Source organism: Rhodocyclaceae bacterium, assembly GCA_020248265.1.
Classification (GTDB): domain Bacteria; phylum Pseudomonadota; class Gammaproteobacteria; order Burkholderiales; family CAIKXV01; genus CAIKXV01.
Genome location: JADCHX010000011.1, coordinates 15,032 through 28,615, shown reverse-complemented (window position 1 = coordinate 28,615; position 13,584 = coordinate 15,032). Strand labels below are relative to the sequence as shown.

14 protein-coding genes and 1 tRNA gene are annotated in these 13,584 nt (G+C 68.5%); 4 read left to right on the top strand and 11 right to left on the bottom strand.

Annotated elements, in window-relative coordinates:
- Nucleotides 1–4: 4 nt before the first annotated feature.
- A complete protein-coding gene (locus tag ING98_11050) occupies nt 5–745 on the top strand; it encodes a sulfite exporter TauE/SafE family protein (protein ID MCA3102404.1) in 741 nt (246 codons plus the stop codon).
- A 25-nt stretch (nt 746–770) separates the two neighbouring features.
- Here the strand turns inward: ING98_11050 and ING98_11045 are convergent, their stop codons facing one another.
- On the bottom strand, nt 771–1,475 hold the full coding sequence (locus ING98_11045) for an outer membrane beta-barrel protein (GenBank protein MCA3102403.1): 705 nt from the start codon (nt 1,473–1,475) through the stop codon (nt 771–773).
- Nucleotides 1,476–1,665: 190 nt separating this feature from the next.
- Here ING98_11045 and ING98_11040 point away from each other — a divergent pair, with 190 nt between their 5' ends.
- Together ING98_11040 and ING98_11035 are read left to right on the top strand one after the other, a co-directional pair.
- Nucleotides 1,666–3,156, top strand: a complete 1,491-nt coding sequence (locus ING98_11040) for a hypothetical protein (protein MCA3102402.1) — start codon at nt 1,666–1,668, stop codon at nt 3,154–3,156.
- 179 nt (nt 3,157–3,335) lie between these two features.
- Nucleotides 3,336–4,352, top strand: coding sequence for a tripartite tricarboxylate transporter substrate binding protein (locus tag ING98_11035; GenBank protein MCA3102401.1), 1,017 nt, complete (start codon nt 3,336–3,338; stop codon nt 4,350–4,352).
- A 36-nt stretch (nt 4,353–4,388) separates the two neighbouring features.
- On the opposite strand, the gene ING98_11030 is transcribed toward ING98_11035, so the two are convergent.
- The gene (locus ING98_11030; protein MCA3102400.1) at nt 4,389–5,429 is read right to left on the bottom strand and encodes a hypothetical protein; all 1,041 of its coding nucleotides are present in this window, start codon (nt 5,427–5,429) and stop codon (nt 4,389–4,391) included.
- Nucleotides 5,430–5,676: 247 nt separating this feature from the next.
- On the opposite strand from ING98_11030, the gene ING98_11025 reads away from it, so the two are divergent.
- Nucleotides 5,677–6,333 (top strand): hypothetical protein, encoded by a 657-nt coding sequence (locus tag ING98_11025; GenBank protein ID MCA3102399.1) that lies wholly within the window; start codon nt 5,677–5,679, stop codon nt 6,331–6,333.
- Between the two features lie 18 nt (nt 6,334–6,351).
- Here ING98_11025 and ING98_11020 read toward each other — a convergent pair.
- The 9 genes from ING98_11020 to ING98_10980 form a co-directional block, all read right to left on the bottom strand.
- Nucleotides 6,352–6,427 (bottom strand) — tRNA-Lys (locus tag ING98_11020).
- Between the two features lie 47 nt (nt 6,428–6,474).
- Nucleotides 6,475–7,596 carry a YeeE/YedE family protein gene (locus tag ING98_11015; GenBank protein MCA3102398.1) on the bottom strand — a complete coding sequence of 374 codons (1,122 nt, stop codon included), beginning with the start codon at nt 7,594–7,596 and terminating at the stop codon, nt 6,475–6,477.
- Between the two features lie 62 nt (nt 7,597–7,658).
- Nucleotides 7,659–8,387: a 7-cyano-7-deazaguanine synthase QueC gene (gene queC, locus ING98_11010; GenBank protein MCA3102397.1), complete on the bottom strand. Its 729-nt coding sequence runs from the start codon at nt 8,385–8,387 to the stop codon at nt 7,659–7,661.
- Nucleotides 8,384–9,073 carry a 7-carboxy-7-deazaguanine synthase QueE gene (gene queE, locus ING98_11005; protein MCA3102396.1) on the bottom strand — a complete coding sequence of 230 codons (690 nt, stop codon included), beginning with the start codon at nt 9,071–9,073 and terminating at the stop codon, nt 8,384–8,386. The genes queC and queE overlap by 4 nt, the downstream gene beginning before the upstream one ends.
- A 4-nt stretch (nt 9,074–9,077) precedes the next feature.
- Nucleotides 9,078–10,064: a tol-pal system protein YbgF gene (ybgF, locus tag ING98_11000; protein MCA3102395.1), complete on the bottom strand. Its 987-nt coding sequence runs from the start codon at nt 10,062–10,064 to the stop codon at nt 9,078–9,080.
- Nucleotides 10,061–10,729 (bottom strand): peptidoglycan-associated lipoprotein Pal, encoded by a 669-nt coding sequence (pal, locus tag ING98_10995; protein MCA3102394.1) that lies wholly within the window; start codon nt 10,727–10,729, stop codon nt 10,061–10,063. The genes ybgF and pal overlap by 4 nt, the downstream gene beginning before the upstream one ends.
- A gap of 26 nt (nt 10,730–10,755) precedes the next feature.
- Complete coding sequence (gene tolB / locus ING98_10990; GenBank protein ID MCA3102393.1) at nt 10,756–12,105, bottom strand: Tol-Pal system protein TolB; 1,350 nt, start codon at nt 12,103–12,105, stop codon at nt 10,756–10,758.
- Between the two features lie 98 nt (nt 12,106–12,203).
- A complete protein-coding gene (gene tolA / locus ING98_10985; GenBank protein ID MCA3102392.1) occupies nt 12,204–13,073 on the bottom strand; it encodes a cell envelope integrity protein TolA in 870 nt (289 codons plus the stop codon).
- Between the two features lie 76 nt (nt 13,074–13,149).
- Nucleotides 13,150–13,581 carry a biopolymer transporter ExbD gene (locus ING98_10980; protein ID MCA3102391.1) on the bottom strand — a complete coding sequence of 144 codons (432 nt, stop codon included), beginning with the start codon at nt 13,579–13,581 and terminating at the stop codon, nt 13,150–13,152.
- Nucleotides 13,582–13,584: the final 3 nt, after the last annotated feature.

Below are 13,584 nucleotides of genomic sequence, written 5' to 3'. Positions count from 1 at the left end.
GCCGATGGAAAGCCTGAGCACCTTCCAGCTGGCGTGGGCGGCACTGATCTTCACCGCCGGATTCGCGATACGCAACCTGGCCGGATTCGGCGCGATTCTGATCCCGGCGCTCGCGCTGTTCCTGCCGCTGACGACCGTGGTGCCGGTCGTCACGCTGATCGCGGTGCTGTCCTCGATCGGCATCGCGGTGCGCCATCGCGACCAGATCGCATGGAAGGACCTGAAGCCGCTGTTGCCATGGAGCCTGGTCGGCGTCGCGGTCGGACTGTACCTGTTCGACCGGCTCGGCGACGACACGCTGGTCACCGCGCTGGGGGTATTCGTCGCGGGTTTCGGCGTCTGGTCGCTGCTCAAGGGCGACCGGCCGCCAGGCGGTCCGCGCCTGCCGCGCTGGCTGGTGGTACCGCCACTGGCGACCTTCGCCGCGATCGTGGGCACGACCTTCGGCGGCCTGGCCGGGCCGGTCTACGGTGTGTACCTGGAGTGGCTGAAGATGGAAAAGGGCGCGTTCCGCGCGTCGATGTCCGCGGTGCTGGTGGTGCTCGGCACCCTGCGCGGACTGGGTTACCTCGGCCTGGGTCACTTCGACCGCGGCACGCTGATGCTCGCCGCGCTGGCACTGCCCTGCGCACTGCTCGGGTTGGGCATCGGTGCGCGCATGCATGCACGCGCGACGCCGACCGGCTTCCGCCGCATCGTCGCCGTCCTGCTCGTGGCCTCCGGTGGAGCGCTGCTGCTGCGCTGAACCGGCCGTGCGTCGCCGGACCGGGCTAGAAAAGGTATATCAGCGACAGCGACCACAGGCCGGCGCGTGCGCGTCCGGTGGGCAGCGGCGAGTCGCCGACTTCGTTGTACTGCTCGTACTCGGCGCGCAGCGCGAGACCGCGCGGCAACTGGTACTGCAGGCCTGCGCCGATAACGGGCGAGACCTTCCAGTCGCGATCGGACAGTTCGCCGCGACCCACCACGGCAGGGAAGTTGCTGCTGTCCGCACGCACCCGGGCGTAGCCGAACCCGACCTTGCCGAAGCCGGAAAAACCAGTCTTGCCGAAGGCGATCGAGCCGACACCAGTAAGCTTCACCGCGTCGACCTTGTAATCGAGCCGGGCACTGCCACCGCCGCTCGAATAGGTAACGGGATTGCGGCCGAGATTGTCATAGCCGCCTTCGACGGCCAGCCACGGCAGCAGGCGATAGCCGGCAAAGAACTTGAATGCCGTATTGCTGTCGTCGAACGCGGCGGCCGTGCCGCCGACGTTGAAATCGCCGGTCTTGAAGCCGAGGCGCGACTGGCCCATTCCGAAGCCGGTATACCAGCCGGTTGCCGACGGCGACTGCGCGAGCGCCGGACCGGCGCAGGCAAGGGTGCCCGCGACACAGACGGCAAGCGCCAGGGAGAACCCTGCGGCGGACAGGCTCGACCGTGCCCCGAGGGTCGTCTTGCTGCAGGTCTCTGCTCTGGTGCGCTGCGTCATGGCGGAAACTCCATTCGTTCAATACCGGATCGGATGATACCAATCGCCGTCCCGGAACCCAAGTAACCTGGCGCCGCGCAACACGGCGGTCCGCGCAGGCAAGGTCGCGCTGCGGGAAACGCAACCGCGACGCGCAGGCCGTATCCGGCAGCGCTCCCGATGGCATAGTAGCGGCAGGGATGGGAGCGACTTGAGGACGAACGCAGGGAAGCGGGACACACCGGCGGCGGCCACCGGATTCTGGCTGCTTGCGGGTGCGTGCATCGCGCTGGCACTGGCGACACGCCATTCGGACATCGCCCGCCTGCTCGCGCACTGGCTGCTGCATCCGTTCCGGTCGGGCATTCAGGGCGACACCCTGCTGCTGGTACCGGGCGCAGCAGCGGCGCTGCTCGCCGTGCTGGCGCTGTCGCGTCATTCGACGGCGGCGTGGTGGGACCGTGCGGATGCCGGGCAACTGCTGCTCACGCTGGTGGTGTTCGCCCATGCGGTCGCACTGTTCGCGCTGCTGGGCGTGCAGGAGCGCCTCGACCTGCCGTGGCAGCTGGAGGGCCGGCACTGGTCAGGCAACGCGTTCAGCACCGTCTCGCTGCTGCACAGCGACCTCGGCAGCTCCGCGCTGGCGACGCTGCCCACCCTCGTCCCGGCGATGGAACGCTGGGCGGTCGGACTGCCGCTGATGGGTGCCTTCGCAACTGCGCTCGCGGCCGCCCCCGGCATCGCACGACGCCATGACTGGCACCCGGTCGCGGTAGCGCTGTTCATGGCAGCGACACTTCATTGCCTGTGGGCAGTGCTCGACGGGGGCGTGCTGGCCCCCGGCGTGTCGGGGTCGCTGCTGATGCTCGCGCTGCTGGTCTGCGCGCGCGATACCGCCCACCTGCGGGCGCTGGTGCGCCGCCATGGACTGTCTGCGTTTGCAGCGCTGGTTGCGGTGGCCTGTGGCCGCGCTGCCATCGCCCGCGAGGGCTGGGGCAGCATGGCCTCCGACCTCGCAGTGCCTGCGCTGCTCTACGGCATGGCACTGGTCTGCTGGGCCTTCCGGGCAGCGGCTGGTGGCCTGGCAAGCATGGCCGCGCTCGTGGCCACCCTCTGCTTCCTCGGCATTTCGTACCTGGACGATGCCTTGTCCGGCACCGGCCTGCTGCTGCGTCCGCTGCCTGCACAGGCGCGTATCGTGGTCCTCGATGCGGCAGGCAACGAAGCGCGCGATGCGAGCACGGCACTGCGCGGTGCGACACCGCTCGCGGTATATCGTCGTTTCGGCGACGATCCGCTGGCTCCACGGCGGGTCTTGATCGATGCGAACCCGCCCCACCCGGAGGCGGCAGCCCCCTCCCGGCCGGGCCGCGAATTCGCCTTCGCACTGCGTTTCATCCGCGGGCAGCCAGCACCATCGACCGCATCCGGCGGGCCCTACTCGCTGCTGGCGGCGACACGGGTCCCCGACCGCGCGAACACGGCCATATTCCTGTTCCGCACCGCGTCGCCCCTGATACCCCCATTCTTCACGGTGTCATCGACCGCCCTGGACCGGAACAATTTCGAGGTGCACCTGCACCTGGTCGCCGCAGCCCTTCGCGCGCAGGGCCTGGACGAGTTCATGCTGATGCCGCTGCTGGATGCGCACGACCGGGCACGGTTCGCCCCGCCGCGCCGCGCGCCCGGCGACAGCGGCTGAACGCCGGGTACACCTTCACTGGCGTGCGCTGCAGGCAGCCGCGGGCGGCAACGCTGGATACGCGGCCGGATGTACGGTGGATACACGGTTGCGACACGCCCCGGCGCGAGGCACACTGCGCGGCCTCGAGACCGGTGGCCATCCAGGCGCCACCGGCGCGGCAACCGGAGGAGCAGCCAGTGACACATACACATCCAGCGGCAGCGCGACGCAAGCATGCATCCGCCCTCGCGCTGCTGGCAATAACCGGCACCTGCGGCAGCGCCAGCGCCGCCGAGGCCCCTTCGGCGGAGGTACAGTCGTATCCGGCACGGCCGGTGCGCCTGATTGCCGCAGCGGCCCCGGGCGGTGGCATCGACATTCTGGGACGTTTGCTCGCGCAGCGGCTGGCCGATACCTGGAAGCAGCAGGTGGTGGTCGACAACCGCGCCGGCAGTGGTGGCCTTATCGCGACCGAACTGGTCGTGCGTGCGAATCCCGATGGCCAGACCCTGCTGATGCAGAGCGTCGGCGTATCCTACGTCGGCACGCTCAACCGCAATGCCCCCTTCGACGTGCTGCGCGACCTGGCGCCGGTCGCGCTGGTCGCAAGCCAGCCGTCTCTGCTCGCCGCGCATCCGTCGACCCAGATCGCGAAGCTGGGCGAACTGCTCGCCCAGGCGAAGGCGAAGCCCGGGCAACTGACCTTCGGATCCGGCGGCGCAGGCGGTGCCTCGCACATGGGCACCGAACTGCTTGCCAATGCGACAGGCATCCGGATGGTGCACGTGCCATACAAGGGCACCGGGCCGTCGATGGCGGCGCTGCTGTCGGGCGAAGTGAACGTGGCACTGGTCGGCATCTCGACAGCGCTGCCCTTCGTGCGCAACGGCAAGGTCCGTGCACTCGGGGTCAGCAGCGCGGCACGGTCTTCGCTGGCGCAGGATATCCCCACGATCGCCGAGGCCGGCGTGCCGGGCTACGAGTTCTCCGGCTGGTACGGATTGCTCGCGCCGGCGAAGACGCCGCGGGCGATCCAGGAGCGGATCAACGTCGCGGCGAACGAGGCGATCCGGCATCCGGAGATGCTGCAGCAGTTCGCGGGCAACGGCTTCGAGCCACTGGGCGGCAGCATCGACGCGTTCCGCAAGTATTTCGCGGCCGAGGTCGCGAAGTGGAAGCGGGTGATTGCCGAGGCCGGGATCAGCAACCAGTAGCGCCTGCCGCCGCCTGCTGCGGGCGGCGTTGCAGGCTCAACCCTGCCCGTCGAAGTCGACCAGCCCCATGTTCTCGACCGACGGGCCGAGTTCGCCGCGTTCGATCCGGTGCACGATGTCGCACACCGCGCTGTTGCCCGGCGTCGGGATCCCTGCTTCGCGCCCGAGCGATACCACCAGCCCGTTGATGTAATCGGTCTCGCTGCGCCGCTTCTTCAGCAGATCCTGGAACGCGGTGTTGCGCGAGTTCCTGCCGATATGCCCGACCAGCGTGGTCACCAGCTTCTCGACGATCGCCTCCGGCGAGCTACCGAACTCCGCTTCGGTCAGGCCGAAGATGGGCTGCAGCCGGAAGCCATGCGCCTGGCCGACGGCGATGGTCTCGCAGCCGATGCGTCGGATCAGGTCGAAGATCTGCGGATCCTGGGTCGCCTCGTAGGACTGCACGCCGAGCATCGCGAAGGGCGAGAGCACCATCGAGTTGGTGACGAGCTTGGTCCATTTGGCGTCGCGGATGCTGGCGGTGGTGGTGACCTGGGCGGTGCACGAGAGCAGGTCGCGCAGCATCTCCAGCCGCGGCGTCATGCGCCCGTCGAGCTCGCCGAGCGCGAACCAGGTGCGTTCGCGCGGGGTCTTGCGCCGGGTCTCGCCCGGCACGAACAGTTCGGCCGCAAGTTCGATGCAGGCCCCGACCGTGCGTTCCCGCCCGACCACCGAGGCGATCGCCTCATCGTTCATGCCGTTCATCAGACCGACCACGACCGCATCGGGCGCCAGGTGCGGCCGCACGAACTCGGCCATCCAGCGCGCGTCCTGCGACTTCATCATGATCAGGGCGAGGTCGTAGGTCTCGTAGGTGCGCCGATGGCTGGCGAAGTCGCACAGGTGCACCGCTTCGATCGGCGGTGCATGCTCTTCGCCATCCGGCAGGGTGATCTTCAGTCCGTGCGTGCGCAGCGCCTCGACCTGCGACGGCCACGGGTCGACTACCAGCGGCGCATGGCCGGCGCGCGCGAGGTCGGTGGAGACATTGCAGCCTATGGCGCCTGCGCCGAGCACTACGATGTTGCGTGGCATTCGATCAAGCCGGATGGATTTGCGGTGGGCGCGAGTCTATAGCAATCCGCGTGGCAGGCGCAGTGACGGGCAAGGCAAGGGACAGGCACAGCTGCAGATGCACTGTCATGCATGGGCACTCAAGAAAGACGATGCCGTACCGATACCCGACCATGGATCCCGATCGATCCACGCGCGCCGCCTGCCGATGCGCCCACCTGCGGCCTGCACTGCGTATGCACGGCCGGCCCGAACTGAAGGAGAAGTCATGTTGGTCCAGCGTTCCCTCCTGCCCGGCCTGCTCTGCATGTCGCTGTCCGCCGCGGCGCTCGCTGCCGACTATCCGGCCACCATGCGCGGGCGCTACGCCTACGCCGGCGGCGACTGTGCAACACCGGCGCTGGTGATCGAGCAGTCGCGGCGGTTCAACGACGTGGATGCCACCTGCACGGCCCGCGCCGTTGCCCCGACCATCGGCACTCGCGTGGTGGTGGAGGAACGCTGCAACCGCGAAGGCCGCGAATGGTCGCAGAAGGCTGTCTTCGAACTCGACGCCGGTACGCTCAAGCTCACCGAAGGCCGTGACGCGGCGACTTTCCGCTCGTGCGCAGCGGCCACGGCGCCAGCGCCGAAGGCGGCAACAGCACCAGTGGCCACCCCCTCGCGCCCGTCGAGCGCCGCGCCGGGCGCACAGGTCGTCAGCTGCAAGGTGTCCCCGGGCCAGGCGGGCGTCACGACCTTCCTGGACAGTGGCCTGACGCGTTCGGGCAATGCGGTGCGCGACTTCGATGGCTACACCTTCCGCGCGACCAGCCGCATCCAGGTGAAGAAGTCGGAGGTACTGGTCGGCCAGTTGATCCGGGCAGACGGCACGGTATCCGAACCAAGGTCGTGGGCGATGGCCGACGAGTGGGATTGCCGCTGAATTTCGTGCTTCGCTCGGTGGTAGGCCGTGGCAGATTTGAACTGCCGACCAACGGATTAAAAGTCCGCTGCTCTACCGGCTGAGCTAACGGCCCCCTGAGCGAAGCCCGCGATTATAACGACTCTGCGCGAAGACGCAACATCATGCCTCGCGCATCATTCGCCAGTACTGGAACTTCATCGTCGCGGCACAGCCCGCGACGATCGAAGCGAACGTGATGAACGACCCGAGCGCCAGCGTCGACAGCCCGCTGATGCCCTGCCCGATCGTGCATCCCAGTGCAGTGACACCCCCGAACCCCATCAGGACGCCGCCCAGCATGTGGTTGCGCATGTCGGCCGGCGAGGTGAACGACTCCCAGCGGAAGGTGCGGGTGGCCATCGCCATCGCGAACGCACCCGCGATCATGCCTGCCACCGCCGCGATGCCGAAGGTGACGCGCAGCGAACGGTCGGTCCACATCGCGAGCAGTTCCAGCGTGTAGGCCACGGGGGCCACGAAACTGAACGATTCGGCTGCGCGCGAGTTGGTCGCGTAGAAGGTGAGTTCCAGCGTTTCGGGATTTTCCCGGTAGCCGAGGTTGGCCGTGACGAACCAGCCGGCCGCCACCAGCAGGCCGACCACGGTCCCGCCGACGATACCGTCGCGGTTGCCGCGGAAATCACGGCTGCCGAACACGAAGGCGAGGATCGCCGTTGCGATCGCGGCTGCGCAGCCCATCGCCATCGCAGCCGACGCACGGGCGCCGGCGAGAAGGGTCGGCAGATCCTGCCCGGGAATCGACCAGCGCTCGAGGTTCACCGCCACCGGCTGCAGCCAGTCGACCCGCCACTGCCCGAACAGCCCGCGCAGCGTCATCCAGGCCGACAGGCCCAGGAACACTGCAACCACGACCGACTTCAGGTTGCCGGCACCGATCCGGATCAGTGTCTTGCTGCCGCAGCCGGATCCGAGCGTCATGCCGATGCCGAACAGCAGGCCACCGACGATGTGCGACAGCCACATCAGATTGGGCGCGACATAGATCGACTTGCCAAGGTCGATCAGCCCGGCCGCCTGCAGGCCGTTGGCTGCCAGCATCGCCACCGCGATCGACAGCAGCCACATGCGCATGCGCGAAAGGTCGCCGATGTTGATCCAGTCGGACACCGCGCCGAGCGTACAGAAATGCGTGCGTTGGGCAGTCGCACCGAACACGAATGCCAGCACGAACGCCAACAAGGCGACCAGCGTGCCGGTATGGGGGGTGGCTTCCGGGATCATGGGTGAAGGATCGGTCCCCGCGTGGTGGAAATCAAGGCAGCAGCACCCGGCGCGCGCCGCGATCAGTCCCGGTAGCGCGTCGGGTCGGCGACGCCGGCGCGGGCAAAGCCGTCGCGGCGCAATCGGCAGGCGTCGCACCGCCTGCAGGCGCGACCGTCGTCGGTTGCCTGGTAGCACGATACGGTCTGCGCATAGTCGACCCCGAGCGATACGCCGAGGCGGATGATCTGCGACTTGTCGAGGTCGATGATCGGTGCCCGCACATGCAGCCGCTGCCCTTCGACACCGGCGCGCGTGGCGAGGTTGGCCATCGCTTCGAATGCTGCCACGAAGGCAGGGCGGCAGTCGGGATAGCCGGAGTAGTCGATCGCGTTCACGCCGATGAAGATCTCGGAGGCACCGAGCACCTCGGCCCAGCCGAGCGCGAGTGCGAGCATCAGCGTGTTGCGTGCCGGCACGTACGTGACCGGGATACCGGCCCCGATGCCATCGACCGGCACGTCGATCGACGCATCGGTCAGTGCGGAGCCGCCGAACTGCCCGGCGTCCACCCGCACCACCCGATGCGCGGCAACGCCGATCGATGCAGAGACACGGGCGGCGGCATCGAGTTCGGCGCGATGGCGCTGGCCATAGTCGATCGACAGTGCATGCGGCGCGAAGCCACCGGCCTTCACCACGGCCAGCACGGTAGCCGAATCGAGCCCACCGGACAACAGCACCACGGCCGGCTTCGCTGCGCCAGGCAGGTTCTGCGCCTCTGCCGCCACGGTTGTCGCCGCGTCGCTCATCTTCCCTGCGCCTCCCCCCAGAGCTGCTTGTGCAACTGCACCTGCATGCGTACCGGCAGGCGGTCGCGCAGGATCCATTCCGCAAGCCGGGTTGCCGGCAACTGGTGGAAGGACGGCGAGAACAGCACCGGGCACCGCGCCGCGATCGCGTGCGTCTCGAGCATCGCCTTCGCCCACTCGTAGTCAGCTTCGCTGCACAGCACGAACTTCACCTCGTCCTGGCGATCAAGGTGATCGAGGTTCTGCCAGAGGTTACGCCCGGCTTCGCCCGAGCCAGGAGTCTTGATGTCGAGGATCGTCGATACCCGCGGGTCGACGGCGGCGATGTCGATGGCGCCACTGGTTTCGAGCGATACCGACCGGCCTGCGTCGCACAGGGCGCGCAGCAGGTCGACGCAGCCGCGCTGCGCCAGTGGTTCGCCGCCGGTGACGGTCACCCAGTGCGCGCCAAAGGACGCCACTTCGGCCAGTACGGCATCGACATCCATCACGCGGCCGCCCTGGAACGCGTACGCGGTATCGCAGTAGCCGCAGCGCAGCGGGCATCCGGTCAGGCGCACGAAGGCGGTGGGCAGGCCGACGCGACTCGTCTCCCCCTGCAGGGAGAAGAAGATCTCGGTGATGCGCAGGCGAACCGCAGCGGCCGACGCGCCCGGGCCGACGGCCGCATCCGGACGTGCGCTCATCGGGTCATTTGCGCGGCGCGAGCCTGCGCTTTGCGCGCTCGGCAGCTTCGGACAGCGGATGACGCGCGATCAGGTCCTCAAGCGTCTTGCGCGACGCGGCCGTCTCGCCGAGTTCAGCCTGGCAGCTGGCGATGTTCAGCAGCGCGTCTGGAACCTTCTCGTGGTCGGGCCAGGTCGCGATCAGTTGCCGCTGGCTGGCAATCGCCACGCGGAACTCGCGCAGGTTGAAATGCGAATCGCCGATCCAGTACTGCGCGGCCGGGGTCAGCCGGCTCTTCGGCCAGGTCTTCACGAACGACTGGAACGCCGTGATCGCACCGGCGAAGTTGCCGATGCGGCGCAACTGGTGTGCGGCATCGTAGGCACGCTGCTCCGCGACGGGATCGGCCCCGGCCGGCGTGGCGGTGCCGCTGGCGGACGCAGCCGGCGGCGCGCTGGCACCGCCAGCCGCAACCGGCGCCTGGGCGGTGCCAGTGGCCGCAGGCGCAGGTGCGGTGACGGCGGGCGCAGGCGCTGCCGGCGCGCCGGGTGCCGCCGGCGCAGTGCCAGGCGGCGCAGCACTCGCAGCGCCGGCCGCTGGCGCCTCGAGCCGCTTCAGCCGCGAATCGATGTCGATGTACATGTCGCGCTGCCGGCGCGTGGCGGTGTCGATCGCGTTGGCGAGGACCTCCTGCTGGCCGCGCAGCGCGCGAATCTCGGCCTGCAGCGTCTCGACCTGGTTCAGCACTTCCAGAAGCGACTGCGCCTTGAGCGCGTTCTCGAGCTGGTTGATCCGCGTCGACAGTTCGCCCGACTGCCGGGTGAGGTCGGCGATCTGCTGCTGCTGAGCGGCGATCGTCTCGCGCTGTGCGGCGATCGCCTTGCGCGACTCGGTATCGGTGAACAGCTGCGCATGCGCCGCCGGCGCGATGCCGGCGACGACTACCGCACACGCCAGCCATGCCGTCGCGCGCCGCGCAGGCACGCGCACCACGGGTATGCCTGCGATCACTTGCCGGCCGGAAGCTTGTCTTCGCCGTCGTACAGGATGTCGGCGCGGCGATTCTCGGCATAGGCCGCTTCGGTGCTGCCGCTCGCACGCGGACGCTCTTCGCCGAGGCTGACCGGCTCCATCTGGCGTTCGGTCACGCCCAGCACGGACATCGCCTGGCGGACGGCGTCGGCCCGGCGCTGGCCGAGGGCGAGGTTGTACTCGCGGCTGCCGCGTTCGTCGGTGTTGCCCTGGATCGTCACCCGCAACTTCGGGTTGTCGAGCAGGAAACGGGCGTGCGCCTGGATCATCGGGCGGAACTCGTCGCGCACCACGTTGCTGTCGTACTCGAAGAAGACGCTGCGCCGCGACAGCAGGCTCTTCGGATCGCTCAGCACAGCGGGCAACTGGCCGGACGGCGTCTGGTCGATTGCGATCGGCGCGCTGCTGATCGGAGGCTGGCCGACCGGCGCCTTCGGCAATGCATCGGTCGCAGGCTTGCTCAACGCACCCTGTTCGCCGATCGTACGCGACTCGACCTCCGCGGACGACTGTTCGGACCCCGGCGTCGACGAGCATCCGCCCAGCACGGCCAGGCACAGCAGGCCGACCCAGGCGGCGCGAGGGCCGGTGCACGGCAGGCCCGGCACGCGACGGGTGGCGGACGGATCCGCGCTGGGTTGCATCGACAGTTCAGTCATCGTCTTCCCTTTCACTGTGCCTTCAACAGGGGACCCCATGCAGGCTCGCGCACGTCGCTCGAGCCTGCAGACAGCCGCTGCCGCACGCGTCCGTCACTGGACACTGCAGCCAAGATACCACGCCCCCTGACCTCGGTTGCGTAGAGGATGATGCGGCCATTAGGGGCAAAACTGGGCGACTCGTCGACAGCGGTATCCGTCAGGACCTGCACCTGGCGCGTGGCGAAATCCTGGATGGCGATGTTGAAGCGGCCGCCGGCGCGCTGCACGAACGTGAAGCTGCGTCCGTCGGGACTCACCCGCGGCGACACGTTATAGGTTCCTTCGAAGGTCAGCCGCTCCACCTCGCCGCCGCCAGCCGGGACGCGATAGATCTGCGGGCTGCCGCCACGGTCGGAGGTGAACAGGATCGAACGCCCGTCGGGGGTGAACGCCGGCTCGGTGTCGATCGCGTTGGACTTGGTGAGACGCTGGAGATTCGAGCCATCCGCATCGATCAGGTATACCTGCGACGGCCCGTCGCGGGTCAGCACTACCGCGAGCCGGTTACCGTCGGGCGACCAGGCTGGCGCGCTGTTGCTGCCGCGGAAGTTCGCCAGCACGATGCGCGAGCCGTTGATCAGAGACTGCACGTAGATGATCGGCTTCTTGCGCTCGAACGACACGTAGGCGATGCGGGTGCCGTCGGGCGACCACTTGGGCGAGATGATCGGCTCGCTCGATGCGAGCACCGTCTGCGCGTTGGACCCGTCGGCATCGGCGATCTTCAGTTCGAACCGGTTGGCCTGCCGCTCGACATAGGTGATCTTGGTGCTGAAAACGCCGACATCGCCGGTCAGCCGCTCGTAGATCGCGTCCGAGATACGGTGCGCGGTCAGGCGCAACTGCCCCGGGTTCACCGTGTAGCTGAAGCCGGCGAGTTGCGACTGCTTCGCGACATCCATCAGGCGGAAGCGCACCTCCACCCGCCCATCGGGCAGCGGGCTGGTCGAACCGATCACCACCGCATCGGCGCCCCGTGAACTGAAGTCGGGATACCGGAGATCGGAAGGCTGCACCGGAAGCGGCCGGATGTCCTGCGCGTCGATCAGCCGGAACAGGCCGCTGCGCTGCAGGTTGGCGATGATCACCGGCGTCAGCGCCTGCGCCAGCCGGTCCTCGCCCGCGAACGGCACGATGGCGATCGGCGACTGGCTGGCGCCGGCGCCGGTGATCTCGATCTTGAGCTGGGCGAATGCCGAAGGTGCCAGCACAGGCTGCAGCAGCACCAGCAGCGCCGCGAGCAGCGACAGGAAGGCCCGGACGATCGGCGACGGAAGGCGCAGCCGGGGCGCGGCGGGGTGCGCCTTTCTTGAAACCATCGGTATGTGCATGGGAGAGAAGTCTAGCGTGACTGCAGGCATTGAACGGCCGAAGGTGGCCTGCGGGGTCAGGAGCGGCGAAAAAAATCCACGACGGCTCACTCCTGGGGCCTGAACTGCAGCAGCAGTGTACGGAACTGCGGAAACAACTGGGGCTCGGGCGGAATCGGCAGCGGCTGCGCACGCATGATCGCGCGCTCCACGGCCTCGTCATACAGCGTATTGCCGCTGGAACGGCGCAGCTTCACCGACAGCACGTCGCCACCGGGGATCAGCACCACGTCGAACTCGGCCGTCGCGTTCGGAGGCACGCCGGGCGGTTCGACGATGAAGCGGCGCACCTTGCCCCGGATCTTGTCGATGTGCGATGCAAGCACCTTGGCCTGGGCACTCGCCGCAGCCTCGGCCGCACGCCGCGTGAGCTCGTCCTGTTCGCGCCGGATGCGATCAGCCTCTGCCTGCTTGGCAAGCGCCTCTTTCTGCGCCCTGGCGTCTGCCTGTGCCTGTGCCTTTGCCTTTGCGTCGGCCTGCGCCTTCGCCTTCTCAGCCTCGCGCTGCTTCGCCTCATCGAGCCTGCGCCGTTCGTCCTCGGCCTGCTTTGCCTTCGCCGCCTCCTTCGCCTTGAGCTCGATGTCGGCCCTGGCCTGGGCCTTGACCGGCGCTTCCTTCGGTTCGGGCGGCGGTTTCGGCACCGGCTTCGGCTCGGGTCGGGGCAACGGCTTCGGCGCCGCCAACGGCTCCGAAGCCGGCTCGGGTTCGGCCGGCGCAGGCACGGGCGGCGGCAGCGCCGACCACAACTCGGCGGAGACCGGTTCGTTGCGCCGGGTCTGGATGTGGAACCCGTAGGTCAGCGCGACCACGGCCACCAGGTGCACGAGCAGCGCCAGCACGCCCGCGAGCACTGCCCGCGGCTCTCCGCGAGCGGACGGCAGCGGATGCGCCACACCGGCGCGGATCAGCGGGGCCATGCCACCCCCGCTCGCCGGACCCGCGCGATATGCCATGCCTCACGCCAAGCCCGGCTACAGGTCATCGCCATCGGCCTCAGGGCGTGCGCGGCATGGCGAGCAGGCCCACCCGCTTCACCTGGTTCTGCTGCAGCAGATCCATCACCTCGAGCACCGCCTCGTAGCGCACGGCCTTGTCCGCCGCGATCACCACCGGCCGGTCGGGCGCGCTCGACTGCAGCCCCTGGATGAACTTCACCAGTTCGGCCTTCGACAGTTCACGCTCCGGCCCGCCCTGCGCCCGGTCGCGCACCGCGAGCGCGCGGTCGGCGTTGATCGTCACCTCGATCGGCAGCACCGGCGCCGTCAGCGACTGCCCGACGGAAGGCAGTTCGATCTGCCCGGGATTGGTCAGCGGCGCGGTCACCATGAAGATCACCAGCAGCACCAGCAGCACGTCGAGATAGGGCACGACGTTGATCTGGTTCATCATGCGACGCGGCCGCCGCTTGCGGATCGAAGTGCTCATCGC

Coding starts and splice junctions, on each gene's coding strand:
- ING98_11050 (MCA3102404.1), top strand. CDS start 5: ATGGAAAGCCTGAGCACCTTCCAGCTGGCGTGGGCGGCACTGATCTTC.
- ING98_11045 (MCA3102403.1), bottom strand. CDS start 1,475: ATGACGCAGCGCACCAGAGCAGAGACCTGCAGCAAGACGACCCTCGGG.
- ING98_11030 (MCA3102400.1), bottom strand. CDS start 5,429: ATGCCACGCAACATCGTAGTGCTCGGCGCAGGCGCCATAGGCTGCAAT.
- ING98_11025 (MCA3102399.1), top strand. CDS start 5,677: ATGTTGGTCCAGCGTTCCCTCCTGCCCGGCCTGCTCTGCATGTCGCTG.
- ING98_11015 (MCA3102398.1), bottom strand. CDS start 7,596: ATGATCCCGGAAGCCACCCCCCATACCGGCACGCTGGTCGCCTTGTTG.
- queC (MCA3102397.1), bottom strand. CDS start 8,387: ATGAGCGACGCGGCGACAACCGTGGCGGCAGAGGCGCAGAACCTGCCT.
- queE (MCA3102396.1), bottom strand. CDS start 9,073: ATGAGCGCACGTCCGGATGCGGCCGTCGGCCCGGGCGCGTCGGCCGCT.
- pal (MCA3102394.1), bottom strand. CDS start 10,729: ATGCAACCCAGCGCGGATCCGTCCGCCACCCGTCGCGTGCCGGGCCTG.
- tolB (MCA3102393.1), bottom strand. CDS start 12,105: ATGGTTTCAAGAAAGGCGCACCCCGCCGCGCCCCGGCTGCGCCTTCCG.
- tolA (MCA3102392.1), bottom strand. CDS start 13,073: ATGGCCCCGCTGATCCGCGCCGGTGTGGCGCATCCGCTGCCGTCCGCT.
- ING98_10980 (MCA3102391.1), bottom strand. CDS start 13,581: ATGAGCACTTCGATCCGCAAGCGGCGGCCGCGTCGCATGATGAACCAG.